The sequence below is a fragment of the Reyranella sp. GW821-FHT12G01 genome, from assembly GCF_058806575.1.
Genome location: NZ_JBXAPV010000001.1, coordinates 1,488,902 through 1,515,786, shown reverse-complemented (window position 1 = coordinate 1,515,786; position 26,885 = coordinate 1,488,902). Strand labels below are relative to the sequence as shown.

Annotated in this window: 27 protein-coding genes; 10 read left to right on the top strand and 17 right to left on the bottom strand. The window is 64.3% G+C overall.

Annotated features, from left to right (window positions below; all coding sequences use genetic code 11):
* Window positions 1–8: 8 nt before the first annotated feature.
* Complete coding sequence (locus AC1RP5_RS07505; RefSeq protein ID WP_493110001.1) at window positions 9–545, bottom strand: DUF3833 family protein; 537 nt, start codon at window positions 543–545, stop codon at window positions 9–11.
* A 137-nt stretch (window positions 546–682) separates the two neighbouring features.
* On the opposite strand from AC1RP5_RS07505, the gene AC1RP5_RS07500 reads away from it, so the two are divergent.
* From AC1RP5_RS07500 to lipP1, 4 genes are read left to right on the top strand one after another with little or no spacing between them, the layout of a single operon-like run.
* The gene (locus AC1RP5_RS07500; protein WP_493110000.1) at window positions 683–1,654 is read left to right on the top strand and encodes a Bug family tripartite tricarboxylate transporter substrate binding protein; all 972 of its coding nucleotides are present in this window, start codon (window positions 683–685) and stop codon (window positions 1,652–1,654) included.
* A gap of 2 nt (window positions 1,655–1,656) precedes the next feature.
* Window positions 1,657–2,460 carry an alpha/beta fold hydrolase gene (locus tag AC1RP5_RS07495; protein ID WP_493109999.1) on the top strand — a complete coding sequence of 268 codons (804 nt, stop codon included), beginning with the start codon at window positions 1,657–1,659 and terminating at the stop codon, window positions 2,458–2,460.
* Window positions 2,444–3,463, top strand: a complete 1,020-nt coding sequence (locus AC1RP5_RS07490; protein ID WP_493109998.1) for a D-cysteine desulfhydrase family protein — start codon at window positions 2,444–2,446, stop codon at window positions 3,461–3,463. Before AC1RP5_RS07495 ends, AC1RP5_RS07490 begins: the two co-directional genes overlap by 17 nt.
* An 18-nt stretch (window positions 3,464–3,481) precedes the next feature.
* Window positions 3,482–4,429: a LipP1 family hormone-sensitive lipase gene (gene lipP1 / locus AC1RP5_RS07485; RefSeq protein ID WP_493109997.1), complete on the top strand. Its 948-nt coding sequence runs from the start codon at window positions 3,482–3,484 to the stop codon at window positions 4,427–4,429.
* 143 nt (window positions 4,430–4,572) lie between these two features.
* Here lipP1 and AC1RP5_RS07480 read toward each other — a convergent pair whose 3' ends face one another.
* From AC1RP5_RS07480 to AC1RP5_RS07455, 6 genes are all read right to left on the bottom strand, one after another.
* Complete coding sequence (locus AC1RP5_RS07480) at window positions 4,573–6,348, bottom strand: adenylate/guanylate cyclase domain-containing protein (RefSeq protein WP_493109996.1); 1,776 nt, start codon at window positions 6,346–6,348, stop codon at window positions 4,573–4,575.
* A gap of 98 nt (window positions 6,349–6,446) precedes the next feature.
* The gene (locus AC1RP5_RS07475; protein ID WP_493109995.1) at window positions 6,447–7,388 is read right to left on the bottom strand and encodes a hypothetical protein; all 942 of its coding nucleotides are present in this window, start codon (window positions 7,386–7,388) and stop codon (window positions 6,447–6,449) included.
* Window positions 7,385–9,220 carry an ORC-CDC6 family AAA ATPase gene (locus tag AC1RP5_RS07470; protein ID WP_493109994.1) on the bottom strand — a complete coding sequence of 612 codons (1,836 nt, stop codon included), beginning with the start codon at window positions 9,218–9,220 and terminating at the stop codon, window positions 7,385–7,387. The genes AC1RP5_RS07475 and AC1RP5_RS07470 overlap by 4 nt, the downstream gene beginning before the upstream one ends.
* A gap of 9 nt (window positions 9,221–9,229) precedes the next feature.
* Entirely contained in the window at window positions 9,230–10,465 is a 1,236-nt protein-coding gene (locus AC1RP5_RS07465) for a metallophosphoesterase family protein (RefSeq protein WP_493109993.1), read from the bottom strand.
* Entirely contained in the window at window positions 10,462–11,325 is an 864-nt protein-coding gene (locus AC1RP5_RS07460) for a DNA adenine methylase (protein WP_493109992.1), read from the bottom strand. Before AC1RP5_RS07460 ends, AC1RP5_RS07465 begins: the two co-directional genes overlap by 4 nt.
* Window positions 11,326–11,629: 304 nt before the next feature.
* The gene (locus AC1RP5_RS07455) at window positions 11,630–12,157 is read right to left on the bottom strand and encodes a hypothetical protein (RefSeq protein WP_493109991.1); all 528 of its coding nucleotides are present in this window, start codon (window positions 12,155–12,157) and stop codon (window positions 11,630–11,632) included.
* A gap of 96 nt (window positions 12,158–12,253) precedes the next feature.
* On the opposite strand from AC1RP5_RS07455, the gene AC1RP5_RS07450 reads away from it, so the two are divergent.
* Window positions 12,254–13,132 (top strand): amidohydrolase family protein, encoded by an 879-nt coding sequence (locus AC1RP5_RS07450; protein ID WP_493109990.1) that lies wholly within the window; start codon window positions 12,254–12,256, stop codon window positions 13,130–13,132.
* Window positions 13,133–13,241: 109 nt separating this feature from the next.
* Here AC1RP5_RS07450 and AC1RP5_RS07445 read toward each other — a convergent pair whose 3' ends face one another.
* Entirely contained in the window at window positions 13,242–14,057 is an 816-nt protein-coding gene (locus AC1RP5_RS07445) for a class II glutamine amidotransferase (protein ID WP_493109989.1), read from the bottom strand.
* Window positions 14,058–14,172: 115 nt separating this feature from the next.
* Here AC1RP5_RS07445 and AC1RP5_RS07440 point away from each other — a divergent pair, with 115 nt between their 5' ends.
* Window positions 14,173–14,976: a maleate cis-trans isomerase family protein gene (locus AC1RP5_RS07440; protein WP_493109988.1), complete on the top strand. Its 804-nt coding sequence runs from the start codon at window positions 14,173–14,175 to the stop codon at window positions 14,974–14,976.
* 106 nt (window positions 14,977–15,082) lie between these two features.
* On the opposite strand, the gene AC1RP5_RS07435 is transcribed toward AC1RP5_RS07440, so the two are convergent.
* Together AC1RP5_RS07435 and AC1RP5_RS07430 are read right to left on the bottom strand one after the other, a co-directional pair.
* Window positions 15,083–16,057 (bottom strand): tripartite tricarboxylate transporter substrate binding protein, encoded by a 975-nt coding sequence (locus AC1RP5_RS07435; protein ID WP_493109987.1) that lies wholly within the window; start codon window positions 16,055–16,057, stop codon window positions 15,083–15,085.
* A 125-nt stretch (window positions 16,058–16,182) separates the two neighbouring features.
* Window positions 16,183–17,205, bottom strand: a complete 1,023-nt coding sequence (locus AC1RP5_RS07430; RefSeq protein ID WP_493109986.1) for a Tim44 domain-containing protein — start codon at window positions 17,203–17,205, stop codon at window positions 16,183–16,185.
* 150 nt (window positions 17,206–17,355) lie between these two features.
* Between AC1RP5_RS07430 and AC1RP5_RS07425 the strand changes: the two genes are divergently transcribed.
* A complete protein-coding gene (locus AC1RP5_RS07425; protein WP_493109985.1) occupies window positions 17,356–17,817 on the top strand; it encodes a hypothetical protein in 462 nt (153 codons plus the stop codon).
* Here the strand turns inward: AC1RP5_RS07425 and AC1RP5_RS07420 are convergent.
* The 3 genes from AC1RP5_RS07420 to AC1RP5_RS07410 all read right to left on the bottom strand — a co-directional run bounded on the left by AC1RP5_RS07420 (window position 17,707) and on the right by AC1RP5_RS07410 (window position 19,528).
* Window positions 17,707–18,342, bottom strand: coding sequence for a hypothetical protein (locus AC1RP5_RS07420; RefSeq protein WP_493109984.1), 636 nt, complete (start codon window positions 18,340–18,342; stop codon window positions 17,707–17,709). The two genes, AC1RP5_RS07425 and AC1RP5_RS07420, sit on opposite strands and share 111 nt — an antisense overlap.
* Window positions 18,343–18,355: 13 nt before the next feature.
* Complete coding sequence (trhA, locus tag AC1RP5_RS07415) at window positions 18,356–18,991, bottom strand: PAQR family membrane homeostasis protein TrhA (RefSeq protein ID WP_493109983.1); 636 nt, start codon at window positions 18,989–18,991, stop codon at window positions 18,356–18,358.
* A gap of 174 nt (window positions 18,992–19,165) precedes the next feature.
* On the bottom strand, window positions 19,166–19,528 hold the full coding sequence (locus tag AC1RP5_RS07410; protein ID WP_493113307.1) for a nuclear transport factor 2 family protein: 363 nt from the start codon (window positions 19,526–19,528) through the stop codon (window positions 19,166–19,168).
* Between the two features lie 107 nt (window positions 19,529–19,635).
* Between AC1RP5_RS07410 and AC1RP5_RS07405 the strand changes: the two genes are divergently transcribed.
* The 3 genes from AC1RP5_RS07405 (at window position 19,636) to AC1RP5_RS07395 (ending at window position 22,688) form a co-directional block, all read left to right on the top strand.
* On the top strand, window positions 19,636–20,049 hold the full coding sequence (locus AC1RP5_RS07405) for a RidA family protein (protein WP_493109982.1): 414 nt from the start codon (window positions 19,636–19,638) through the stop codon (window positions 20,047–20,049).
* 81 nt (window positions 20,050–20,130) lie between these two features.
* Window positions 20,131–21,474: a sensor histidine kinase gene (locus AC1RP5_RS07400; RefSeq protein ID WP_493109981.1), complete on the top strand. Its 1,344-nt coding sequence runs from the start codon at window positions 20,131–20,133 to the stop codon at window positions 21,472–21,474.
* 68 nt (window positions 21,475–21,542) lie between these two features.
* A complete protein-coding gene (locus AC1RP5_RS07395) occupies window positions 21,543–22,688 on the top strand; it encodes a sugar ABC transporter substrate-binding protein (RefSeq protein WP_493109980.1) in 1,146 nt (381 codons plus the stop codon).
* On the opposite strand, the gene AC1RP5_RS07390 is transcribed toward AC1RP5_RS07395, so the two are convergent.
* The 4 genes from AC1RP5_RS07390 to AC1RP5_RS07375 all read right to left on the bottom strand — a co-directional run bounded on the left by AC1RP5_RS07390 (window position 22,685) and on the right by AC1RP5_RS07375 (window position 26,856).
* Window positions 22,685–23,632 (bottom strand): FecR family protein, encoded by a 948-nt coding sequence (locus AC1RP5_RS07390; protein ID WP_493109979.1) that lies wholly within the window; start codon window positions 23,630–23,632, stop codon window positions 22,685–22,687. The two genes, AC1RP5_RS07395 and AC1RP5_RS07390, sit on opposite strands and share 4 nt — an antisense overlap.
* Window positions 23,633–23,643: 11 nt before the next feature.
* Window positions 23,644–24,939 carry a tetratricopeptide repeat protein gene (locus AC1RP5_RS07385; RefSeq protein WP_493109978.1) on the bottom strand — a complete coding sequence of 432 codons (1,296 nt, stop codon included), beginning with the start codon at window positions 24,937–24,939 and terminating at the stop codon, window positions 23,644–23,646.
* 161 nt (window positions 24,940–25,100) lie between these two features.
* Window positions 25,101–25,943: a carbohydrate ABC transporter permease gene (locus tag AC1RP5_RS07380; protein ID WP_493109977.1), complete on the bottom strand. Its 843-nt coding sequence runs from the start codon at window positions 25,941–25,943 to the stop codon at window positions 25,101–25,103.
* Window positions 25,944–25,947: 4 nt separating this feature from the next.
* Window positions 25,948–26,856, bottom strand: a complete 909-nt coding sequence (locus tag AC1RP5_RS07375; RefSeq protein WP_493109976.1) for a carbohydrate ABC transporter permease — start codon at window positions 26,854–26,856, stop codon at window positions 25,948–25,950.
* Window positions 26,857–26,885: the final 29 nt, after the last annotated feature.

Genomic DNA, 26,885 nt, shown 5'->3' with positions numbered 1-26,885 from the left:
CGCGAGTTCTAGCTCCCCGCCGCGCGCCGTAACTCCAGTTCGACGCGGCCGATCCGGATGCCCCATTTGCCGACGGTCGCCTTGTTGATCAGCGAACCGTCGGTGTTGAGGGCGAGGACGTCGGAGAAGTCGACGGTCCAGCCGCCCAGGCTCACGGCATATTCCAGTCGCACCGCCTTGCCTTCGGTCCAGGCACGCGCCTGGCCGACCACGTCCTCGCGCGTGCCGACATAGGTGCCGGGCGCGGTACGCTCCAGCCGCCAGGTCTTGCGATCCTTCTCGCCGTCGGCATAGGCGAAGTCCTCGACCAGGGTCAGCGTCTTGCCGTCCCACGCGCCTTCGATGACGACATCGAAGCGGCGCTGCGAGCCGGTCCAGCTGTTGGTGAAGACGCCCTGCCCGACGGTACGGCCGGGGAAGAACTGCTCCAGCACCAGCGGCGGCGCCGAGATGGCGATGGGCGCTTCCGGCGGCGAGGCGCAGGCGCCCAGCAGTGCCAGGAGACCGAGCGGTGAGAAACGATGTGGCGGAAAGGTGGGCGACATGGCCGTTCTACGAACGCCGTGAGGTCGCCGGATCACGCACTTCTTGAAGCCCCTCTTCGCACATCTTCTGCCGCGGGGTCGCCCCTTGTCGCTTCCCCTGCCGCCGCGCAGACTTCCGGCAACGATCGGAGGAAACAATGAACATCACCCGCCGCAGCGCGGTCGCAGGCCTCGCGGCCCTGCCGGCCTTCGGCGCCAGCGCCCAGCAGACGTTCCCCTCGAAGCCGCTCACGATGATCATCCCCTTCCCGGCCGGCGGACCGGCCGACACGTTCGGGCGGCCTCTCGCCAAGGGCATGAGCGAGCGGCTGGGCCAGGCGGTGGTGGTCGACAACAAGAGCGGTGCGGCCGGGGTCACCGGCATCGACTTCGTGGCCAAGGCCGCGACCGACCCGCATATCCTCGGCCTCCTGAGCGCCAGCGCGGGCGCCATCATGCAGAGCCTGATGCCCAAGATGCCCTACGATCCCGCGAGGGATATCGCGCCGATCACCCTGGTCGTGCGCGTGCAGGAGGTGCTGGTGGTCAGCACCAAGCTCGGCATCGACGACTTCAAGGGCTTCATCGCTTATGCCAAGGCCAATCCCGGCAAACTGACCTACGGCTCCGCCGGCACCGGCGGCATCACCCATCTCGCCACCGAGCTTCTGAAGCGCGAGGCCGGCATCGACCTTCTGCACGTGCCCTATCGAGGGGCGGCGCCCGCGACCAACGACCTGATCGCCGGCACGGTGAACTGTGCACTGCTCGACGTGCCTGTGCTGCTGCCGCACATCAGGTCGGGCGCGGTGAAGGCGCTGGCGGTCTCCTCGGACACGCGCGCCAAGCTGTTGCCTGAGGTGCCGACCATGGCCGAACTCGGCCTGCCCAAGGTGAATTCCGACAACTGGTACGCACTCGTTGCGCCGGGCGAGGCGCCGCTCGCGGCACGACAGAAGATCCACGACGCGGCGGTCGCGACCATCCGCTCGAAGGAAGTGAGCGATGCCTATGCCGCCGTCGGCGGCGTCGCGGTCGGCGATTCCTCCGCCGAGCTGGCGGCCTACATGCGCGCCGAAGTGCACAAATGGGCCGAGGTCATCAAGGCCGCCAACGTGAAGCTCGAGTAGCGATGCCTCTTCCGATCGAGCGCGGCCTGGCGAAGACCTTTGCCGGGCACATCCACTACAGGGCGTGCGGGCAAGGTCCCGTCGTGATGGTGAGCCACATCAACCAGCAAAGCTCGGCGCTGATGGTCGAACTGCTGCAGGCGCTGGGCCAACATTTCCGTGCGGTCGCCATCGACTATCCGAGCCACGGCCACTCCGACCACATCGACTGGCAGCCGCGCATCGAGGATTACGCGCGCGCCGTGATCGAGACGATGGATGCGCTGAAGATTGAGCGTGCCTTTGCGCTTGGTGAAGCGGTGGGCGCGGCAGTGTCCATTGCGCTCGGCAGCGGCTGGCGTGACCGCATCGACAAGGTCGTGCTGGTGAACACGCCGTACTTCACCGACGACGCCACCGCGACCAAGGACATTGCCGACATCGCCAAGGTCCGGCCGCAGGATGCCACGGGCTTTCCCACGCCGCGCAGCATCGACTTCCTGTTAACGAACGACCCCGAGCATGCGCCGATGCAGCCGACGCAAGGCTGGATGGACCGCATCAACGTCGCGCAGTTCGAGATCGGCCGCGATCGCTGGCAGGCCATGCAGGCGCTGGCCAAGTTCGATACGCTCGCCGGCATGCAAGCCCTCGCCTGCCCGACCCTGATGCTCTACGGCGAGCACTTCATCTATGGCCGTCACCGCGCGCTGCTGCAGGCGCGCTGCCCGCACGCCAGGATCGAGACCATTGCGAACGGCCGCTTCTGCATGACATGGGAACGCGCGACCGACGTTGCCGGAAGGGCGCATGCTTTCCTCTCTTGATCGCTTCACCGCGAAGCTGGCGCGTTTCCCGCGCCTCGGCCTCGCGCACCTGCCGACACCGCTGGAGCCGATGAAGCGGCTGACGGAGCACCTCGGCGGACCGAGACTCTGGGTGAAGCGCGAGGATTGCACGGGTGTCGGCTTCGGCGGCAACAAGCTGCGCAAGCTCGACTATGTTTTAAGCGAAGCTCTGGCCGCCGGCGCCGACACGCTGGTTTCGGGCGGCGTGGTGCAATCCAACAGCCAGCGCCAGGTCGCGGCCGCCGCGGCAAAGCTCGGGCTCGACTGCCATCTCGCGGTCTATCACGGTCGCCTCGCGCCGCCCTCGCCCGACTACGGGAAGACAGGCAACGCGCTGCTCAACCGCCTGTTTGGCGCGACCCTGCACGACGTGCCGTGGAACGGCGACCGCAACGGCGCGATCCGCGACCTTGCCGAGCGGCTGCGCGCCGACGGCCGCAAGCCCTACCTCGTGCCCTACGGCGTCTCCAACGGGCTGGGCGCCGTGGCCTATGCCTCGACGGTGGCGGAGATCGCCGCGCAATCGCAGGCGCTGGGATTCGCGCCACACTCGATCGTCCATTGCACCGGCAGCGGCGCCACGCAGGCCGGGCTGGTCGTCGGCGCGCGCGCCTGCCTGCCCGAGACGAAGATCGTCGGCATCGACATCGACGCCGAGCCTGAGCGGGTGCGCCGCGACGTGCTGGCCTGCACCGAAGGCGCGGCTGACCTGCTGGAGCAGCCCTTCGTGCCCGACGATGTCGAGGTGGTCGCCGGCCATGCCGGTCCCGCCTATGGCGTGCCGCACGAAGCGACGGTCGATGCCATCAAACTGGCTGCGCGACTGGAAGCCCTGGTGCTCGACCCGGTCTATTCCGGCAAGGGACTGGCCGGGCTTTTAGCCTTGATCGCCGCCGGGCGCTGGACCAGGGACGAGGACGTCGTCTTCGTCCATACCGGCGGTGCGCCCGCTCTGTTCGCCTATCGTCACCTGTTCGATTGATCTCCGGAGACCAAAAAGATGCTCGACGCCGAAGCCCGCATGCTGCTCGACCTGATGGAGGAGGCCAACAAGGCCGGCCGCCCCAAGCTCGAGTCCCTGCCGCACGCGGTCGGCCGCAAGGCGGTCGACAAGATGTCGGAGGACAGCGAGGCCGATCCGCCCGAGGTCGCGGAGACGATCGACGGTGCGTTCGCCGGACCGGGCGGAGAGATCCGCTACCGGCGCTATCTGCCTACAGGACTGACCGCCGGCACCCTGCCGACGCTGGTCTACTATCACGGTGGCGGCTTCGTGATCGGCAACATCGAGACACACGATTCGACCTGCCGGCGGCTTGCGAACAAAAGCCGCTGCCAGGTGATCTCGATCGACTACCGCCTGTCGCCCGAGCATCCCTTCCCCGCGCCGATCGACGACGGCATCGCCGCGTTCCGGCACGTGCGCGACAATGCCGCCACGATGGGCGCCGATCCGGCACGCCTCGCGGTCGGCGGCGATTCGGCGGGTGGCGCGGTGGCCGCCGTCGTGTGCCAGGCGATGCGCGACGCCAGGGAAGCGGGCCCCGCCTTCCAGATGCTGATCTATCCCGCGACGGATTCCAGTAAGGAGAGCGGCTCGCGCAAATCCTTCGCCGAGGGATATTTCCTGAGCAAGAGCCTGATGGACTGGTTCTGGAAGGCCTATGTGCCGGCCGGCACCGACCTCGCCGACCTGCGCCTGTCGCCGCTGCTCGCGAAGGACTTCGCCGGGCTGCCTCCGGCCTTCGTCCTCACCGCCGGCTTCGACCCGCTGCGCGACGAGGGCCGCGCCTATGCCGACCGCCTGATCGATGCCGGCGTGAAGACGACCTACGTCAACTACCCCGGCACCATCCACGGCTTCTTCTCGCTGACGCGGTTTTTGAAGCAGGGGCTGAAGGCGAACGATGAGGCCGCGGCGGTGATGGGGGCGTTCTTCGGGACTTAACTCCCGTCGTCACAACAAACACCCCGTCGTCCCGAGCGGCGAGCCGCAGGCGCGCAGTCGAGGGACCTCTTTTCGTTTCGACACACTGTGCGCCGGAAAAGAGGTCCCTCGACTTCGCTGCGCTTCGCTCGGGACGACGGCGGTTAGTTAAGGAGCCGAACGAACCCGACCGGCCGGTCGAAGCCTTTCAGCACGACCTCTTCCTCGCGCTTCGAGACCTCGGCGATGACGCCCTGCACCGCGGGATCGTCGGCCACGGCGCGACTGAGCACGATGTCGCCGCCCGCGCTCTGCCCCTGCAGGCGCGCGGCCATGTTCACGGTCGAGCCGAAGTAATCGAGCCGGTCGTTCAAGGTCACCACCACGCTCGGCCCCATGTGCACGCCGAGCTTGAGCGTCAGCTCCTGGTCGGCAATCCGCGCCTGCATGGAAAGCGCCGCCCGCACCGCGTCGGCGGGGTCGCCGAACGAGGCCATCACCGCGTCGCCGATGGTCTTCACCACCGCGCCGTCATGGTCGCGCACGATCGCGGCCAGCAGCGCGAAATGCTCGCGCACGACATTGTAGGCGGCACCATCGCCCATCCGTTCGTAGAGCGCGGTCGAGCCGCGCAGGTCGGAGAAGAGCAGCGCCACCTGGCTCACCCCCGCCTCGTCGCCCGGCCGCAGGGTCGCGGCGGCGAACAGATCGCGGAAGGCCTGGAGCGAGATCACCTCCGGCACGGTCAGCGCCTCGCGCGTCCAGGTCCGGTCCTCGATCAGCGCCGCCAGCTCGAAGACCGCCTCGTTCACGAACTCGATGGTTCCCGCCTCGCCGGAAGCAGGCAGCGCCTCGACACCGCTCGCCGTGATGCGCAGGCCGGGGAACGGCCCGCCTTCATGCTCGACATCGACCGTCGCGCCGGGATGGAGCGTGCGCAGCCGGTAGCGGCCCGGCGGCAGGTCGACCGCCACGCTCCGCCGCTCGCCCGGCGCCAGAAGGAGCTGGACCACGACATGCGGCGTCGCCATCGGGCCAGAGAGGCAGAACCCGCCCTCCATCAGCGGCCGCACCGCCGGCGCGGGCGCAAAGGAGAGTTCGACGTTCTTCTCGAAGTCGCGGTCGTAGTCGATGTTGCAGGAGGGACAGTGCGCGCCGCGCGGCAGCTCGGAGAGCGCCGAGGCGCTGAGCTTGGGCCCACGGCAGTTGGTGCAGAGCAGGTCCCACTTCATGGTTAAAAGCCCCGCCCGCACCGAGGCGAGGCAGGCTTCGATGGCGGCGCGCGGCGCCACACCGATCTGGCGCGCCAGCTTCTTGGGCTTGAGGTGCAGAAGGTCGCTCGCCATGCCGCCCAGCACCGTACCGGTCAGCACCCGGCCGAGCCCGTTGCCGTAGGGGCTGCGGTCGATCTCCGCCGCCATGGTCATGGCGCGCTCGAACGCGCCCGGCGGCAGCGCCGGCGCCGGCAGCTCGAACGGCGTCTCGCGCTCGCCCTTGAGGAAGGACACGGCCTCCAGGATGCGCTTGCCGATGGCGGTGCCCGCCTGCTCGGCCAACCGCTTGCCGAACAGCCGGCCGGTCAGGGTCAGCGGCTCCCATTCGAGCGCGTAGCTCACCACCGAGCCGCCCTTGCCGTCGGGCGCCAAATCGAACACCGGCCCGAAGCGGCGGAACGGTCCCCGGGAGAAGACCCGCGTCACCCGGAAATGCCGGCCTGCGACCCACTCGTAGGGCTTCTCCTCCCATTCCAGCGCGAACCCCGCCGCCTTGCCCCGGCCGCGGCGCAGCACCGTGCCGTTGGGCTGCGGCATCTCCTCCAGCGCATAGGGCGGCAGGCCCATCGCCTCGTTGAACCGGTTGGTGTCGGCCAGCACCGGCCACAGCACGGCGGGCGGCAGATCGAAGGTCCAGCTCCAGGTGCGGCGCGAGAGAGGCGGCATGGGGTTGGGAGTGTAGCATCCGGGCAGGTGGATTAGGCGTGGGAGATCACGGGTAGGTGAGGTTCTCCGTGATCAAAAGCAATTCCGAGTAACTCAGCTCAATCCTCACCGCCTTCGAGTACGACACCGGTGACCGAAATCGGCCCCAGCGCCGAGATTGCCAAATCTGACTCAGCAGAACCAACCGCATAGAGACAAGCAACGCTTGGATAACGAAGAGCGCACAAAATCGACGCTAAAACATGCGGCTTCGGACCAAGCGGCACGAGAAGAACGTTATGTGACTTAACCGCGCTAGCTACTAATTCTTCGAGTTGCCGTGCCGTGGATTCCACGTCCATAAGCGGAAACACCGCAAAGCGATCCTCGGCCAATCGCAAGAACTCGGCATTCATTTTTCGCGCATACTCGAGTGACAATTGATTAGCCTCGTTTGAGGCAAAAAATCCGAGCATTTCATCTGGCTCAAGATCGTCAACAACCGCCAGGGGCGACAGGCCGTCAAATCCCAAACCGAAAATTGCGAGCGACTTACGCTGAGCATCCAGAACACCTTCGAGTCCCGGCATTGCTATTACGTTGCGAACCACACGAAATGGATAGTTTCCTTCATATTTTCCAGCTGAATAGCAGAAATCAATATGGATGACTTGGCTCTCGGTCGAAAAACGAAACCAATTAATCAATGACGCATACCAAACTCGCGACATCGAGGAATAGTCGACAAGAATCCGAAGCGCGCGGCCTCGAGATAAACCAGCGATTTTCCGCAGACTTTCGAGGATAACTGTATCGTCATTGCTCGCACATAGTATTGGCGAGCATTCAAGCTCTTTAGAAAAAAACGTATCGTTTTGCTTACGCTCGAAATGATCTCTCCGTTCGGAAAAGCCGAACACCAGTATTTGACCTAGTCGACTACGATCAATCCGACTTGCGAGATTCCGCGCACGCATTTCGTAGCCAGAAGCAAAGATCGAAACATCATAAGATGACGCTTCCAATTCCTCATGGGTTCGGCTCACGACGTGTATCTTCATTGGCCTCTACCCGACAGCTCTAGCGTCAGTTGGCGACGCCCCACTTGAGCAACATTGATGGATCGCCCCTTACGAGGCAGCAAACGAAAATGCGGCGCAAGAATGTAGGCAAGCCTAAAGACGCTCTTGCCATGAGGAAGCTGATCGCGAGGCTCATCACGATAGCTAGGATACAGCAAACCGCGACCTACGGCCGTCTTGATGATCCCTTCGTATTGCTCAAATTGCGCATCCGAAAATTCAACAGAGCCGTACTGATCAGTAGATATCCGTCGCTGATGCAACAAACGCGCGAACTCTTCTCCCAAGTCTATCAAGAAGGCATGAGTGATTGGACCGAACTCTCCCTTCGCTCGAATACTAGTTAACTGAGAAGCGGAGATTTGAACCAGAATCTCGTTCTGATCTTGGCGGGGAATGAGTCTTCCACGAGGCCTATGCCCAACCCATCGGGTCGCAGCAAACAGTCGGTTAAATATCTGCACCAACCGACGTGGATTACCATCGCCACATCGGACAACCATTGTCAGGCCAGAATAGATATCGCTTTTAGCTGCACCTCGGAGCTGCTGTACCTTCTCTCGAATCAATACAGCAGGCTTTATTTTCCGACCGATCGAACTCGCAAAATGACCACTAAGCCTAGTCTTCTCTCCCGCATCATCCGCTTCCTGAAACAATCTATAAAATCTACTTACACGCTCACTAGTCTTAACATCGGCATGAGGCCCAAGCGTAGCCATTGCTTGATTTAGGTAAATGCTACGCGACCCGGCATCCAATATCTCTGAAGGCCCGAGCATTGCTTCAAAGAATCCTGGCTGAAGACTGAGTTTAGAATAGTCCGCTCTTCGCTCCACGATTTTTCGGGCAAACGCCAGCCCATGCGAATGACCTCTTAGGCCCGGCGCGTCATCATCAACGTCAACCGTCAAATCCGAATCGATATAAATATATTCGAAGTCTTGCCCGTGAATAAGCTCCGCCTTGGTATTGGTCTCCAAGGTGTAATGACAGTAGGGCATCGTTGTAATCTTAAATATCAAGTCGCCTGACGCTGACCGAAGAAGTGAGTTGAGAACACGCTGGTGCATCGGATCCAGAAATTCCGCCTCGTCCAGTGCTACGATCCATTTACCGTGAGGCGGCATCCCGATAATATCGCTGAGTATTGGCGCGGCGACATGAATGGGCGCCAGTAGTTCAACTGAAAACTCGTCACCGGTTGATCCAGCAGGGAGATCCTTCAGCGTGCATCCTCGTGCTCGCGCCTCTACCAGATTTCTCTGACGAACATATTCGATTCTTCGTATCTGACTTTCGAGCGTCGAGATCGAGATGCCGTTGGCGAGAAAATCGACATTCGAGAACCAAATCGAAGCGATCTGCTTAACGAACTTCTCCTCATTATTAGATCGATCGGGAACATTATCAGAGTAGTGGTCAAGGCAACTTTTTGCAGTTCGCAGGAATGCCATCACGGCAGCGACATTCAGGCGCCATTGGAAGAACTCTTCAGTTTCGGCTTCGGTTTGCCAAGGCTTATTCTTAAGAGCGCTTACCCATTCTAGACGCATAGGCACGTAAATGCCGATGAAAGCTCTCTCAGCCACAATTTGCTTAGCTTCTGGATCGTCAAACAGACGCAGGTGATCGTGACTTAGCATTTTCGCGAGCGCAGTCTTACCTGAGCCTCGCGCACCCAACAGAATGTGGTTCTTCTCGCTAAATAAACGCCGAAAGGAAACAGTCGGCACGAATGTAGCGGCGATTTCCTGTGGCGACAGGTAACGCGCATTGTCTACTTCGAAGAGATTTCTAATTCCGGCCATGAGAGTCCATCAAGGAGTGGCAACGATGGCGTAGTCGAATCCGCCTTTAGTTCCCATCAGACGAAATTTTTCGGGAACAGCTTTAGGCAGAAGATTCCAGAGGACATCGCTATGAAGATAAGAAACCAGAGGCCAATTGTTCGCGATCATCTCATGCGTTGCATGTCCGTGCGATGCAATCGCAGCCGCAACGGCATCGCGGATCTTTTTCTCTATCTTACTGGCATCGTCGTATGTGCCGTAAGGAACAACATGCGGAATGCCGTGATAGTCTTGAACGCTTTCCACCCAACCTCGAATACCAGCGAAGGTCCAGGACTTAATGCGACCGAAGACTTGCTCAGACTCGACATCACGCCCATGAACTTCAATGAGATGGAACTGATTCCCAACAACACCTGCATAGTCCACCGGCAAAGACACCGAGAAACTGCCACAAGCCAGCGTCACGATTGGATGATGTTTGTTATCGGCCAGTATCTTCACTCGCGGCTTATGCTTATGGCCATGGATCATGATATCGAAGCGCTCTTCGTAGAGGACCGATAGAAGATTTTCTGCATTCACTAGAATACTGAAATCCGGATGATCTGGCGTAACTTCACTATATTGATGTGGATGATGATGCATTACGAAGATTTTGAGCTTCGCCGCATCAATTTTCATATTCTTGAGCTCTGCTTTGAGAATATCCAAATCTTCCTGACGCGCTCTTCCATGATGCGGCGCTTGATCAGGGAAGTCGAATGCGGCCGAATTGAACGTTACAAAGACAGCATCAGGTTCGTCATGAATTAAGAAATATGGTGGGCGATCTAGCTGACGAATAGCATCTCGAGACTTCTTGCGGAAAAGGTCCGCTGCTTCCATCAAAGCTGTAAACCGATAGCCCTTCCAAAAGGACGGAGAACCAACAGCATCATCCAGTTTGCAAACTGCCCAGTTCAAGTCGTGATTTCCCGGAACAAAGATGATGCAGTCGTTTTTCACTCCAAGAATTTTGGCAACTTTTGTCAGCACCAATTCAGCATGCCGAAATTGTTCCGGAGTACCGTGGTCAGTGATATCACCAGGAACAACAAGAAAATCTGCGCTTTTGATGTGGCCCTCGACCATCTCTTTCAGATAGTCAAGATAGCCTTTCTCACCTGAGAAGGACGGAACGCCTCCTGGCTTCAGATCAAAGTGGCGTGCTTTGGGACCGATATGGAGGTCGCTGACTACAGCGATACGAGCTGCGCTCATGCCGAACAACGAACGTTAGAAATATTTGAGAAAATCAATTCTTCGCCCGTCCGTCGATTCTCAACAAAACCCGCGATATTACGGACAACCGAAATCTTATCTCGCAACCAATGGTCGAGTCCATTTCGTATCTCTGCGCAGTCATGGTAGCTCAGCAAAAAGTACGCCCCCACCCGATCAATGTGAGCTAAAATATTTTTGAGGCGCGTGAGATCATCCTCAGAAAACATCGTTGGTCCATATTCTCGGAAAATCCGCTTTGTTGAAACAAAGTACGGTGGATCGAGATAAACAAAATCATTCTGTCGAACATGAGTTCGAACAATCGACTCAAAGTCCGCAGCGACAAGCTTTGCCGGCTGCAGCGCATCACTATACAGTTTGAGTTGCTCAGAATCGGGCATCGGCCCGCTTTTCCACCCGCCGTATGGGACATTAAATTGTCCCGCCAAGTTCGTACGGTACAGGCCATTGAAGCACAGCCTATTTAGATAAATAAAACGCGCAGCAGCTTGATACTTCGTGAGCTTTGCTGGCTCTTGCTTTCGAACTTTTAGATACGTGGACTTATCCCGAGATAGCGCTTGAAGATTACGCGCAACATAGACCGAACCGGTCTTGATTGTATTGTACGTGGAGATGAGGTCTTCGTTTTGGTCAGACAGAATCGCTAGCTGGGGCGCAACGGCAAAAAAGAGGCTGGCTGAGCCTACGAATGGCTCGATGTATCTACTGGCGCTCGCCGCAAGCCAATATGCCTTAAGATGCTCGATGCTCTTCCTTTTGCTTCCTGCCCATCGCAAAAATGGTGGTAGCCCATCCTTCAAAGTTGGGCGCATTTTCACAAGTGGGAGGACCAAGGCATTTTTCCAATGATAGCGCTCGTAGCGATTCTACCTGCTTTTGGTTGAATCGTCAGAGTTTTCCTCGTGGACGCTGACAAAAAGGCGAATCACGAGTTTTCTTTCAGGAGCCAGACAGCACAGCTTTCACAACGGACAGAAAAGTTCAGAGACGCGGCCTAAACCGCAGTAATTGTGGGCAATTTTGATTCGCGACGTATGGTCAGAACCATCGTTCGGCGGCAGAAGCCAAGGTCAGGCACAGCGGCAAAGTCAACTGACTTTCGTCGTTCGACGCGGCTCGATGTCGACGACGCGCCTTTTACGGCAACACCACCTTCACCAGCTTCCCGCCCCGCACGTCCACCCGCTTCATCATCGACCCGCCCTCGACGCTGTTGTTCGGCCCGTCCCACTTCACGGCGGTCGTGACGTACCAGACGCCGTCGGGGACGCGCGGGAAGGAGAAGCTGCCGGAGGCGTCGCAGGTCGAGCGGCGCATGGTCGAGAGGTAGAGCGGGTCGTCGCGGTCGAACTTCACCGGGCCCTGGGCGGAGGCGCGCGTGCCCTTGGTGTCGTTGCCGAAGATCGCCTTCATGCGGGCGCTGGCATAGGCGCTGTCGGGCACGAGGTTGGCGGCCTGGCCGGCGCAGGTGTGGGTCGTGCCGCCCGCCTTCATGCTGGCCGTGCCGCTCACCGTGTTGGCGCCGCTCTTCTTCGACCATTCGATCTCCGAGGCCTGGATCGGCGCCTGGAGCGCGTTGGGCTGCGGCGCGAAGGCCTGGTCGAACTGGGTGCAGCCGGCGGCGGCGAAGGCAAGGCTGAGAACCAGGATGATGCTCTTCTTCATGGGAGGGGCTGTCTCCAGATCGTGGGGCGAAAAGGGTAGACGTCAACGCAGGTTACGGGCCTGTGTTCCTTTTGTGGTTCGGCTAGGGTGGCGCCCATGACCCAAGACGCCTCCTTCAAAGCCTTCCCCCTCCCCGCCGGCAGCGCCGACTGCCACGTCCATGTCTACGGTCCCTACGACCGCTTCCCCGCCGTGCACGGCGGCAAGTTCGCGCCGCTGCAGGAGACGCCGGTCGAGGCGCTGCTGGCGCTGTGGGACCGGATGGGCATCGCGCGCGGCGTGATCGTCCATGCGCTGGCGGCCGGCGGCGACAACGAGGTGACGCTCGACGCGCTGCGCCGCCATCCCGACCGGCTGCGCGGCGTGGCGCTGCTGAAGCCCGAGGTGAGCGAGCGCCGGCTCGACCAGCTGAGCGAGGCAGGCTTCAAGGGCGTGCGCATCAACCTGCTGCGCCAGGACGGCAAGCCGGTCTCCTCGGGCGGCATGAGCCTCGAGGACCTGACGGCGCTGGCGCCACGCCTGCATGCGCGCGGCTGGCACGTCCAGCTCTGGGTCGAGACCGGCGATCTCAAGGAGCTGGCGCCGACCCTGGAGAAGATGCCGTTCGACTTCGTGATCGACCATATGGGCCGCACCATGGCCGACAAGGGCGTGGATTATCCGGGCTTCCGGGATTTCTGCGAGAAGCTCAAGACCGGGCGCTACTGGTGCAAGCTCTCGGGCGCCGACCGCAACACGCGCCAGGGCGCCGGGCCGGGCGCGGCCTATGACGATACCGCGCCGTTCATGGAGGCGCTGGTCGCGGCCAATCCCGACCGGCTGGTCTGGGGCAGCGACTGGCCGCATGTCGGCCACGACGCCAAGGCGATCCCGCAGGAGGCCGACCTGCTGCGCACCTTCTTTCGCTGCGTCCCCGACGAGGCGGTGCGGAAGAAGATCCTCGTCGACAATCCGAAGACGCTCTACGGGTTCTGATCTCCCCGTCGTCCCGAGCGAAGTCGAGGGACCTCTTTTCCGACGCACGGCGTGTCGAGACGAAAAGAGGTCCCTCGACTTCGCTGCGCTCCGCTCGGGACGACGGAAATTATTGTTCCGTCGTTGTGGCGAGTTCACCGGCGGCCAGGACGACGATCTCGCCCTCGGCCAACGGCCGCCAGTGGCCCGCGGTGACGGGGACGCTGGCCAGCAGCGACAGTTCCTGCGCGTCGTCTGTGGGATGGAGCGCCACGCCCGCTTCGGCTTCGGGGGCGGCGTGCGTGCCATGTTCCGCGCGGTGCCGATGGCGGAACCACAGGCCCGGCCCTACCGAGCCGTCGGCCTGGCGGCGACGATGGCCGTGGCCGAACACGAACTCGCCATCGCTGTAGAGGAAGTTGAAGGTGCCGAGCGGCCGCGTCTCGGCGGCGAAGGCGGCGATCGTTTCGAGTCTCAGCCCAAGCGGCGGCGCGCGGCGATACCATAGCGGCGCCAGGCGTTCGAGCAGCAGGCAGAAGGCGCTTTCGGAATCGGTCTGGCCGACGGGATGGAAGCGATGCGCCGGATCGGCGGCGCGCACCGCGACCTCCTTGAGGTCGCCATTGTGCGCGAAGAGATGCGTGCGGCCGCCCAGCTCGCGCACGAAGGGCTGGGTGTTGGGCAGGCTGTTGCCGCCCTGCGTCGCGTGACGGATGTGCGAGATGAGCTGCCGCGTCGGCAGGGTGTGGCGCTCGATGAAGTCGAGCCACGGGCTGTGGCTCGCGGGCTCGGGCTCCTTGTAGAGCCGGACCTCGTGGCCGTCATGGAACGCGACGCCCCAGCCATCGACGTTGCCGGTCGTCACCGCGCCATGGGCCGCGAACTTGCGCAACGAGAAGCTGGCGCGCGTCGGCTTGCGGCTGGACAGGCAGAAGAGTTCGCACATGAGGTAAAGGTCCTTCGCTTGCGCTCAGGATGACACCGTTTTCGGCATCGGCGCACTGCGCAAAATTCTGTCATCCTGCGCGCAGCGAAGGACCTTTATCGGAGAGGCATCACACGTGACTCACCACGACAACTGGGGCTGGCGTGCCCGCATCGGGCTGTTCATCGTCGGCAACGAGGCGGTGCCGGAGGCGGAATGGTGGGCGATGGCGCCGCCCGGCGTGTCGGTGCATGCCGCGCGGGTGACGGCGTCGACGCCGTGGGCGAAGTGGCGCGAGGGCAAGAGCGGCGTCGATCTCGCCGACGATCTCGCGCGCGGCGCCAAACAGTTCTCGACCATGAAGCTGCAGGCCGTCGTCTTCGCCCACACGTCGAGCAGCGTCGTGGGCGGCAAGGGCTGGGACGAGGCGACCGTCGACGCGCTGTCGGCGATCGTGCGCTCGGGCATCGCGGGCGACGAGGCCAAGGTCACGACCAACGGGCTCGACACTTTGGCAGCACTTCGTCATTCGGGCGTGAAGCGGCCGTTCCTCGTCGTGCCACCCTGGTTCCCCGACGACACCGCCGCCGCCGCGTTGCGCTACTACGCCGACCACGGCATCACGCCGGTCGGTCACCTGCGCCTCGATCCCGGCCGCAAATGGCGGGACGTGCCGCCGCAGGATCTCTATCCGCAGGGCATGGGCTTCGAGCAGGAGATCGAGCCGCTCTACGCGCAGATCCGCAAGGCCTGCCCCGCCGAGGCCGACGGTGTCCTGATCGGCGGCACCGGCTTCCGCTGCGTCGGCATTCTGGAAACGCTGGAACGCGACCTCGGAAGACCGGTGATCAGCGCCAACCAGGCGAGCCTGTGGCATTGCCTCAGGATGACGGGCATCCGCACGCCCATCGAAGGGTATGGGGCTTTACTTCGCTCTTAAGAAACCCGTCGTCCCGAGCGGAGCGCAGCGTAGTCGAGGGACCTCTTTTCGCCTCGACACACCGTGCGTCGGAAAAGAGGTCCCTCGGCTACGCTCGGGACGACGATCAGGTCGCCAGCAGATTGAGCTTCTTCAGCAGCTCCCGCTCCTGCTCCATCGTCTTCGCCATCTCGTCGCGATAGGCGGGGCCGTCGAGGAGGAGCAGCGGCTGGTCGACGTTTTCGAGGAACTCGAGATGCTTGGGCTCGCCCGCCGCTTCGCGGAAGGCGTCGGCGAGGATCTTCACCACGGCGGGGTCCATGCCCTTCGGCCCGATCAGGCCGCCCGGGCTGTCGACGGCGATCTCGAGGCCGAGCTCGCGCACGGTCGGCACCTCGGGGAAGCGCTTGGCGCGGACGGCGGTGAAGACCGCGAGCAGGCGCAGCTTGCCGGACATCACGAACGGCGCCCAGCCCGAGGACTCCGACGCGAAGTCGATCTCGCCGCCCATCAGCGCGCGCAACGTGTCGGCCGTGCCGCGATAGGGCGCGTGCGTCCAGGTGAGGCCCTGCTTCAGGCCGAGCGCTTCCATCGCGAGATGCTGCGTCGAGCCGGCACCCAAGGTGCCCCAGTTCAGCTTGCCCGGATTGGCCTTCGCATAGGCCAGAAGCTCGGGCAGCGTCTTCCACGGCGCATCGGGGCGCACGACCACGCCCATGACGAAGCCGGTGATCTGCAGGATGTAGGTCAGGTCCTTGATCGGATCGTACTTGAGCGACGCGTTCACCATCGGCTGGCGCAGCACGCTCATGTGCATCTGGCTGATCGTGTAGCCATCGGGCTTGGCGTCCTGCAGCGCGAGCGCGCCCAGCACGCCGGCCGCACCGCCCTTGTTGTCGACGATGACCGGCTGGCCGAGCTTCTTGGCCGCCGATTCGGCCAGGATCCGGAAGCCGGCATCGGCCGGGCCGCCGGCGGCCCACGGAATGATGAGGCGGATCGGCTTGTCGGGGAACTTCCCCTGCGCGCGCGACGGTGCAGCGGCGGCCAGCGGCAGGAGCGCGGCGCCCGCGAGGGCGGCCCTTCGTGTCAGACGAGTCATGGCGATGTGTTTCCCTTCCCCAGCAACAGGCTATCGTTACGAGAGTGGGCCGAGCAAGGACCGCGCCGCACAAAGAAAATCGGCCGGCATGAAGCCGGCCGATCCATCTGTTCCGGAAAGAGAAATCAGGTCTGCTGGATGGCCGAGAGGATCCAGCCGCCGCCCCGGCTGCGCAGGAAGGTCCACACTTCGGTGGCCTCGGTGCGCACCTGGTCGTTGCCCTCGACGATGCGGCCATCGGCGACGTTGCGGGTGACGTCGATCATGCTGAAACGCATCGCGACGGTCGCGTAGTCCATCGCGCCTTCGCTCCACGCCTCGGACAGGTCGCCCTGCTCCAGCTTGACCGCGTCGACCTTGTTCTCGACGCCGCGGCTCGCATTGGCCGCCAGCTCCTCGGAGAAGTAGCCCAGCATCTCGGGCGTCACGAGGCCACGCAGCTTGCCGAGGTCGCCGGCGCTGTAGGCCGCCTGCACGTTCGTCAGCAGCGCTTCGAAGGCGTTGTAGTCCTGCTCGACGATGGCGAGCGGCTGCGTGGCGACCGCCGACGCAGCGCCTGCACCGCCGAACATGCCGCCGATCATCGACTGCGGCTGCGCGCTGGAACGGGCCATCGAGTCAGGCAGCGCCTGACGCGGCGACAACGGATTGGCGCCGGGCGCGTTACCGGCATAGGCCGTGGCGCCGGCCGCCGCGGGCGCACCGCTGCGCGACTTCCACAGGCGGACGGCGAGATAGGCCAGGCCGCCGATCAGCAGGATCTGCAGCAGGAAGCCCAGCATGCCCGCCATGCCGGCCAGGCCGGCGCCGAAGCCGCCGCCGAACAGCATGCCGATCAGGCCGGCGCCCAGCATGCCGCCCATCAGGCCCGACAGGAACGGATTGCGCTGCATGAAGCCGGGCTTCGCGCCGGTCGCGGCCGTGCTGGCCGGATTGGCGGACGGGCTCTGCTGCTGCGGCGTGGTGCTGCGCTCGACCGGCTTGGAGGTCGGCGCGGTCTGGGTCGGCGCCGGCGCCTGGCCGGACTTGCTGCCGCGGCTGCCCGAGCCGCTGCCGCCGCCCGCCCGCGCATCGGCGGGCGACGGGGCCAGCGACGGCACCGCAATGATCAAAGCCGCGAGGATCGCGAGCCAGCGAAACTTGGTCATTTGGACATCCCTGTTGCGACCGGGTTCGTCCCGGCCATTTTGCACACCGTATGTTAGGGCGATGAGCCCGTATTTCAAGGGCGCAACCGCCCTGCGGGACGCGCCGTTTCATGTTTCATGCACATGCGAATTCCCGCCCGGATCGCCCTATTGGCTTTGATTCTTGCGCCCGGCATCGCCTCCGCCGAGGGCTGCCTCGATCAGGTGCGCGAGCTGGCCAAGAGCCAGAACATCTCCACCGAGCCGCCGACCGCCTCCCCCGACAAGGCGCCGGGGGCTCCGGGCCAGGGCACCGGCCCCGGCGTGACCTCCCGTGAACTCGGCCGCTCGGGCGGTGTGATCGAGCCGCCCCCGACCTCCGACCGCTCGGTCATCACCCCGCCGGCCACCACCGACAATCGCATGCCGACGATGCCGGACGTCTCGAAGCCTGGCACCCCGCCGACCACCGAGGCCGCCCGGGAGGAAGCCAAGAAGGACGCCGCGGTCGACCGGACGGCTCTACAGGCGGTGCTGGTGGCGGCCCGCGCCGAGGCCGAGCGCGGCCAGGAGGCAGGCTGCCTCGACGGGCTCAAAAAGGCTCGGGAGCTCCTCAAGCGCTCGGAAAAGTGACGCGATCCAGGCCACGTCCTCGAGATCGATCGGCCCCACTGCGAAGAACAGACTGACGCACGCAATCAGGAAAGTCGCGGCGACCGCGATGCGTTGTGGGGTCGGATCCGCCTTCGCTGGCATGACGCGATAGAGGATCCGTCCGCTGCGCAGTTCGACCCTTTGGGCAACGCGACGGCGGCGCCGACGCTCCGGCTCGCGCGGCAGCGACACCTGCTTCACGAACAACGCCTCCGGCGTCGAGCGTCGCACCCAGTCATCGGCGACATCCGTCGGTGCGGCTTCGAGGGCCGCGAGCGGATCGGGCGCGTCCTCCGTCGTCGACAGCACGACGGCAAGGCGCACCATCGTGAAGACGAGCCACGCGGTCGCGAGCGGGAGGCCGAGCCGAAAGGCGATATGCGTGTCCGGCGTCGTCCAGGTCCACACGCTGGCCGCGCCGCCAGCCACGGCCATCACGATGCCCGCGGCAAAGACCGCGATCGCGGTGAGACGAAAAAGAAGACGCGACGACATGCGCGCCATGATTGGCGGCGCTTCAAGGCGTCAATAAGGAAAGGATCGCGACATAGTGAATCGCAGCGGCAAGCAGTACCGAAGCGTGCCACAGCGCCTGCTGATACGGCAGCCGGCTCGAAAGATGGAAGATCGTTCCGAGCGAATAGACCACGCCGCCTGCGAGAAGCAGCAGCAGCGTCCCCCGCCCCACCGAGGCCAGCAGTTCGTCGATCGCGAACAGGCCGATCCAGCCCATCAGCAGATAGAGCACGACCGACAGCGATTCGATGCGCCGCGGCTGCAGGAGTTTCGCCGCGACGCCGATGGTCGCGCACGTCCACATCACAGCCGTGAGACCGCTCGACCACGGCTCGCGCAGCTTCAGGATCGTGAGCGGCGTGTAGGTGCCGGCGATCATGACGAAGATCGCCGCATGATCGAAGCGCCGCAGCCATTCGCGCCGCGGGCTGGCGAGACGGAGATTGTAGGCCGCCGAGCAGCCCAGCATCGCGAGCAGCCCCACGACATAGACGAGGATCGGCGCGACCTGCCATGGCATCGATGAAGACGTCGCCACGATCAGAATCGCGACGGCGCCGACGATGCCCAGGACCAGGCCGAGCGCATGGACGGCCGCATCGGCGCGCAGGTAGCGATCGAACGTCGGACCCGTCATGCCGCCAACATGTGGTCGCCGGCCGCGATGGGCAAGCCGTATAGACATCCCGTCGTCCTGAGCGAAGCCGCCCGCAGGGCGGCGCAGTCGAAGGACCTCTTTTCCGGCGCACGGTGTGTCGAAGCGAAAAGAGGTCCTTCGACTACGCTGCGCTCCGCTCAGGACGACGGGTGTCTAGCCGCGCGCCTTCCGGAAGGCGTTCTTCAGCACGACCTTGTCGCCGCGGAACTGGAGCAGGTCGCAGCCGGCGGTGCTGACTTTCTGGCCGCTCGCATCGGTCGCCACGAAATCCCATTCGAAGGTGCCGAGATCGCCCGCGACGACGACCTTCAGGTTCTCGAACTTGCCGTCGGGAAAGCGCTCGAAGAAGGCCTTCACGCCGTCGCGCACCGCCTTCTTGCCGACATAGGTCTTGCCCAGCCGTTCCATGCCGACCGAGGCGTGATAGACGCCGTCGTCGGCGAAGAAGCTCGCGACGAGATCGGGATCGTGGCTGTTCCAGGCGCCGCCGAATTCGGTGGCGCGCTCCAGTGTCATTCCGGCCAAGGCTTCCTCCGTTTCTCGTTGAGGCCAGTGTTGGCTCGCCTGCGGAGCGAGGCAAGGGCTACAATGACGCCAACAGAATTCCGGGGGAGACACGAGACATGTCCGACATCGCCTACACGCCGATCCTGCCCGAAGGCTGGCCGCGCCCGCGTGGCTTCTCCCACGCCGTCGTCGCCGCGGGCACGCGCAGCGTGCGCATCGCCGGACAGATCGGACGCGAGCCGGCGCAAGCGCACATTCCCGCCGACGCCGATGCCGGCGCCCAATGGCGCATCGCGCTGGGCAATCTCGTGACCGTGCTGAAGGCGGCCGGCGGCGAGCCGCAGCATCTCGTGGCACTGCGTGCCTACGTGACCGACATCGCCGAGTTCAATGCCGCCGGCGCGGCGGTCGGCGCCGCCTGGGGCGCCACGCTCGGCCGGCATTTTCCGGCCATGACCCTGGTGCAGGTCTCGGCACTGATCGATCCCAACGCCAAGGTCGAGATCGAGGGCGACGCAATCCTTCCCTGAGGCATCGGGGCCGCCAACGTTCGGAACCGAACGCTGGCGGCCTTGTGCCGCCCCTGAAAAGCAGGCATCGCCTTTTTGGGCATGCCGATTTCAAGTCGCTTCGTCGTCACTTCCACGATCCTCCTGCTGGGGGTCGGGTTGCTGACTCTGCTGGGCATCGTGGGCACGACCATCTGGCTCGGCGAGCGGGCGCAGGTCTATTTCGCCCTCGTCACCGAGGCGCGCACCACCCGGACGGCCGCGGTCGAACTGCGCAGTGCGTTGCAGACCGCGGAGTCGAGCCAGCGCGGCTATCTGGTGAGCGGCAACGAGATCTATCTCGCCCCCTACGACAGCGCCAAGGCGCTGGCAGAGCGGCATCTCGAAACTCTGCAGCGCGCCATGACCGCCGATGCGAGCGCCGAGCCGCTGATGCAGCGGCTCTCCACGGTCGTGGGCGAGAAGATCAAGGAGATGGACGATACGATCGCGCTCCGCTCCGGCCTGCGCGATGCCGAGGCGATGGCGCTGCTGCGGACCAATCGCGGCAAGGCGCTGATGGACGAGGCCAACGTCTTCCTCTCGGGCATCGTGCGCGCCGCCGAGGAACGGTTGGCCGAGGGCATCGCCGAGCAGCGCGAGAACGCATCCATGCTGCGCTGGGTCTCGATCATCGGCGGCCTCGTCATCATCCTCGTGGTCGCCGGCGTCGCGCTCACCGTGGTGCGCTATGCCCGCGAGATCGCGCAGGCGCGCGACGAGGTGCGCGTGCTGAACTCCACCCTCGAGGATCGCGTGGCGCGACGCACTGCCGATCTCGCCCAGGCGCGTGATCGCGCCGAGGTGCTGCTGGCCGAGGTCAATCACCGCGTCGCCAACAGCCTGACCCTGGTCGCGTCGCTGGTGCGGCTGCAGGCCAATGCGCTGACCGACCCCGCCGCTCGCGCCGCGCTCGAAGAGACGCAAGGGCGCATCCTGGCGATCTCGCTGGTCCACAAGCGGCTCTATAGTTCGGGCGACGTGCGTTTCGTCGAACTCAATGAATATCTCGCGACCTTGCTCGAGCACCTCGAGACGTCGATGCGGGCCGAAGGCCATGGCGGCATCTCGGTGCGCCACGAGCTGGAGCCGCTGAAGCTCCGGACCGACGCCAGCGTGAACCTGGGCGTGGTCGTCGCCGAATGGATCACCAACGCCTTCAAGTACGCCTACCCCGAGGGCACCGGCGAGGTCCGCATCCGCCTCACCCGCCTGGCCGACGGGCGCGGCGAACTCGTGGTCGAGGATGACGGCGTCGGACGGCAGGAAGGCGGTCCCGCCAAGGGCACCGGCCTCGGCACGCGGGTGGTCAAGGGCATCGCCCAGACCATGCGTGCGGAGGTGCGGTACCTGACACGCCAGCCCGGCATGGCCGCCCAACTGATCTTCCCGCTCTCCCTGGACTGACCTACAGTCGCTGGAGGGAATACGCGCCGCCGCCGACCAACCGCGGCGTACGGGGGGCACTTTCAAGCATGATCTCGTGGCCGAACCTGCCGGCGGCTCTCGCGGCTTGCCTGCTGGCAAGCAGCCCGGCGGCGTTTGCCCAGGGCGTGCCGCCTTCGGGACCGCCGGGCATCACCGCGCCGACCGTCTTCCCGCCGTTCAACGCCAACGCGCCGGCCTGTACGCCCCCGCCCGGTCTGCGCAAGGCGCTGGGCTTCGCGCAGGACAACGAGCGTGAATTCATCCAGGGCGTCGCGCGGGGCCTTGCTTTGGCGGCGCGGGATCGCGGCCTCGAATACCGCATCGCCCTCGCCCGCAACGATGCGGCGCTGATGATCGAACAGGTGCAGCAGTTCCGTGGCGCCGGCATCGGCGCCGTGGTCACCGCGCCGGTCGATCCGCCCTCGCTGGCGCCCAGCCTCCAGCAACTGATGTGGGGCGGCGTCTATGTCGGCGCCGTCGTCCCGCCGCCCGCGACGGAGATCCTGAACGCGCCGCAGTACCTCACCGGCAAGGTGCTGGGCGACGCCGCGGCCGCCTATATCCGCGACCGGCTGCGCGGACGGGCCAAGGTCGTGCTGCTGACCCACGACAGCCTGCAGTTCCTCGCCCCGCGCTTCGTCGCCATGCGCGATTCACTGAAGGGCATGCCGGGCGTCACCATCGTGGCCGACCTGTCGCCGCAGACAGTGACCAAGGCCGGCGGCAACGCCGCGATGCGCACCATCCTGCTCGCCCATCCCACGGTCGACGTCGTGCTGGGCGCGGACACGGTCGTGCTGGGCGCGCTCGAAGCGCTGCGAGCCGCCGGCAAGGCCCGCAACGACCAGTTCCTGGGCGGCATCGACGGCGAGCCCGAGGCGGTCGCCGAGATCAAGAAGGGCGGGCCCTACAAGGCGAGCATCAGCCTCGCCTCGCCGATCTTCGCCTATGCGCTGGGCCAGCACGCCGCCGACTGGCTCGAGGGCAAGAGCGTACCGCAGGCGATGGACATCCTGCCGACCGCGCTGTCGCTCGCCAACATCGCGCAGTACGAGGCCGACATCGCCGATCCCGGCAGCGTCTATCGCGATCCGGTGCGCCGCGCGGCCTATCTCAGGATGTACGGCAACATCTGCTACGATACGCGCGACCAGTACGTGAACTTCCCCTGGTCGTCCGAGCGGCGGCCTTAGCCGCCGCCGCCGGAGCTGAAACCGCCGGAGTTGCCCGAACCGGGGCCGGTGCCCGGACCCGTGCCGGGGCCGGTGTTGCCGCCCGTCGACGAGCCGGTGGAGCCCGAAGTGGTGGGCGTGCCGCCGACCGGACGCGAGGCGTTGGTGGTGGTGACCGCCTGTGTCGAGACGAGCTGCAGGTACGCCAGCCACGGCGCCAGCTTCGACGAGGGATCGGCATAGGGCAGCGCCTGGGCGTTCAGCGTCTTCACCGCCGCCTCGATCAGCACCTTGTCTCCCGGGCCGATGACGTTGCCGGTCGTCTGGGTCTGCTCGAACAGCGCCAGGTAACCCTGCAGCGTGTTGGGCGGCAGGATCACCGGCTCGAACGGCGCGCCGCCGGCCGGAACGAAGATCTGCGAACCGTAACGGACGGCGCGTTGCGTGCCCGCGGCATTGCTCGCGGTCATGCGATCGCCGAACAGGAACGTCGCCGTGGTCGAGCCATCGGCGCCCACGGTGACGGTCGCGATGCCGCCGCGCACGCCGATATGGGCGCTCGGCGTGTTGATGATGACGTCGGCCTTCTTGCTGATCGCGCCGCCGACAAAACGGAACGCGCCCTTGGTCGCGTTGATCGTGAGATCGCCGGCGCTGCGATTGGGATCGTAGACGAACTTGTCGATCACCAGTTCGCTGTTGGCGCCGACCGTCAGGCCGGAGCCGTCGAGGAAGACGAGATGTGCACGGTCATTCGCGCCCGTCGTCACGCGCTCGTTGCCGACGACGTCGATGCCGACGCGCAGGGTCCGCGTGGGCTGCGCCGGCGGCGTGCCGCGCGGATCGCCGCTCGCCGCCGTGGTCACGCCCACGTTCTGCGCCAAGACCGGAATGGAAGTCGCCGTGGCGAAAGCCACCGGCAGCAGGACCGACAGAAAGACAACGCGCGATTTCCGCGAAGACATCTCACCGCTCCTCAAAATCGCCAGCCAATGCCTAAAAGGCTGCTGAACGAGTTGAAACTGTAGTTATTGATTGAGGCGGAACGTTGGAAATACGTGGTCTGGCCGACGAGGGTCAGGCGATCGTCCAGCGGTACGGACAGGAGCAGGCCGAGATTGACGTCTGTCTGGCTTCGAACGGTGCCCGGCTGGACGAAGGGATCGGGCTGGTCGTAGGTCGCGAACGCCATTCCGGCATTGCCCGCCAGGGTCCATTTGCGGCCGTTTATGCCGGCCGGGTCCTCGAAACGGAGCGTCAGCGTGCCACCAAAGCCCGCCTCGCCGTAACTCTGGAAGCCGGTCATCGCGATGTAGCGCGTGTAGTTGCCGCCCAGCGACGCTTCCAGGTTGGGCGTCAGGTCGGCGCGGATGTTGGCGGCCACAGTCCCATTGTTGCCCGAATTCTGGGAATTGAACGGCACGGCGGCGCTGTCGACGAAATCGCGCCGCTGCCCCGCCACCACGACTCCCGCCCGCACCTTCTCGGTCACCGGCACCGAGGCCTCGAGCCCGGCACCCCACGCCCAATAGGTCGGCAGGTTGCCCACGCTGATGTAGCGGCCGCTGACGAAAGGCTTCAACTGCACACCGCTCAACGGACCGTCGATCAGCTCCATGCGCGGGCCGACGCCGAGATCGAGCAGCAGGATGTCGGCGTCGGTCACCTGGAACTGCTTGGCCGTATAGAAGGAGAAGTCGGTCTCCAGCGTGCCGTTGTCCTGGCGCCCGAAATCGTAGCGATGGTTGAGCGACGCTGCGCCGATGAAGGCGAAGTCGCCCTTGCGCTGGAAGGTCGGGTTGGGAACGACGGTCGCGCCGAAGGACTGGAAGGTCCCCGTGGGCAGGCTGGCGGGATTGTCGGAATAGCGGATGCCGGCCACGAACTCGCCGGTGAGACGCGACGTGCCCCAGCGCCGGTCGATGTCGCGAATGAATTCGGACGAGCGCTCGGCGACTTCCTTGCTCGCCTTCCCGGAGTTGCGTGCCTGGTCGAAATAGGTGCGCGCCGCATCGTAGGACTTGAGCTTGTAGTAGAGGACGCCCAGTTCGAACTTCACCCTCGGCTGGTCGGCATCGAGGACGAGGAAGCGCTCGTAGGCGGTGATCGCGCCTTCGTAATCCTCGGCGGCGGTCGCGGCCTGCGCGTATTTCAACAGGACGTCGGCATTGTCGGGCTGGCGCAGGGTTTCCTCGAAGGCCGCCCTGTACGACGCACGCTTGGCGTCGGTGACTTGTGCAAAGGAGGGGCTCGACAGAGCCAGTATCGCCAACGAAAACGACGCAAGCGTGGGGAGGCGCATCGACAACAACGATACTCCGACTCTAGTCCCTCTCCCCTGCAGCATTGTGAACGGCGCCGCGCCGAACGGAAAGCATAACCTGCATTCTTTCTGCAGATCGAACGGAGCGCGCGCCCGCGTTTGTGTGTGCGCTACTTCACGCCGCCCGCCGACAGGCCCTGCACGATCTCCTTCTGGATGATGATCGTGAGCACGATGACCGGCAGCATCACGATGATCGCGGCCGCGGCGAGCGGACCCCAGGCGAAGCTCTCGAAGGTCAGCATGTTGTAGACCGCGACCGGCATGGTGCGCGTCGTGCGGCCGGCGAAGACGGCGCCGAAGATGAAATTGTTCCACGAGGAGATGAACGCCAGGATCGCGCCGACCACGATGCCCGGCCGCGCGAGCGGCAGCGCGACGTAACGGAAGGCCTGCCAGAGCGTGGCGCCGTCGATGCGCGCCGCCTCCTCAAGCTCGTGCGGCTGGGTCTCGAAGAAGCCGATCATGATCCAGACCACGATCGGCAGAGTGATCACCATGTGGGTGAGCGCGATCGGCCAGACCGTGCCGATCATGCCCAGCACCTGGAACAGGGTGAAGAGCGGGATCAGGTAGGACAGGCCCGGCGTCATGCGGCTGAGCAGCAGCACCGCCGCCATCTTGTGCGCCCGCGCCTTGGCGATGCCGTATCCCGCCGGCACGCCCAGCAGCAGGGCGACCAGCGTCGCCGAGCCGGTCACCTGCACCGAGTTCCAGAAGTAGAGGAACATCGGGCTTTCCTCGAACACCTTGGCGAAGTTCGCGAGGGTCGGTTCCTCGGGCCAGAAGACCGGCGGCCAAGCGGTGTTGTCGATGTCGTACTTCAGCGACAGCGACAGCATCCAGAAGAAGACGAACAGGCACGGCGCCAGCAGCACGGCGACCGAGATCGCCAGCGCCACCTTGTCGACGACCTTGCGGATCTTGCGTTTGGTGCGGAGCGTCAGGGCCATCGGCTCAGTTCCACTTGGCCTTCTGGCGCGCCCATAGAAGCACCAGCGAGAGCGCCACGATGATGGCGAAGAACACGACCACGACCGCGGACGCAGTGCCGACCTGGTTGTAGGCAAAGGCCTGGGCGTAGAGATAGACGTTCAGCACTTCCGAGGCCGTGCCCGGCCCGCCGTTGCAGATTACCCAGATGGTCTCAAAGACTTTCAGCGCATCGATGGTACGCACGATCAGCGCCACGACGAGGAACGGCAGCACCAGCGGATAGGTGATCTTCCAGAACATCTGCCACTGGCTGGCGCCGTCGATCAGCGCCGCCTCGTAGGGCTCGGTCGGCAGCGAGGCGAGGCCGCCCAGCACGATGATCATGACGAACGGCGTCCACAGCCAGATCTCGACCAGGATCAGGCTCGGGATCACGGTGTTGGGCGAATAGACCCATTCCGACGGCGGCAGGCCGACCAGGCTCAGGAAGTAGTTCAGCACGCCGAGCTGCGGATGGAACATCATGGTCCAGATCAGCGACACCGCCACCGGCGTCGCCATCATCGGCATGATGAACAAGGTTCGGAAGAAACCGCGTCCGCGGAACTTCTTGTGGAACACCAGAGCGGAGATCGTGCCCAGCACCATCGGCAGGGCGACGGCCAGGATCGTGAAATAGACAGTGTGGCCGATCGATTCGAGGAAGCGCCGGTTGGTCGCCAGCGCCACGTAGTTGTCGAGGCCGATGAAGACCTGCTTGCTGCCGATGTGCCAGTCGTTGAGGCTCATCCAGACCGTGAAGAGCCACGGGAAGATGATCACCGCGGAGCTGACGATCAGCGCCGGCCAGATGAACCACAGGTAAGGACGCAGCCGGCGTTCTCCCGCCGCCCGCGTCCCCGCCGCTATCGTTACGTCAGCTCCCGCCATACGCTACGCCCGTCCGATTGCGCCGCTCC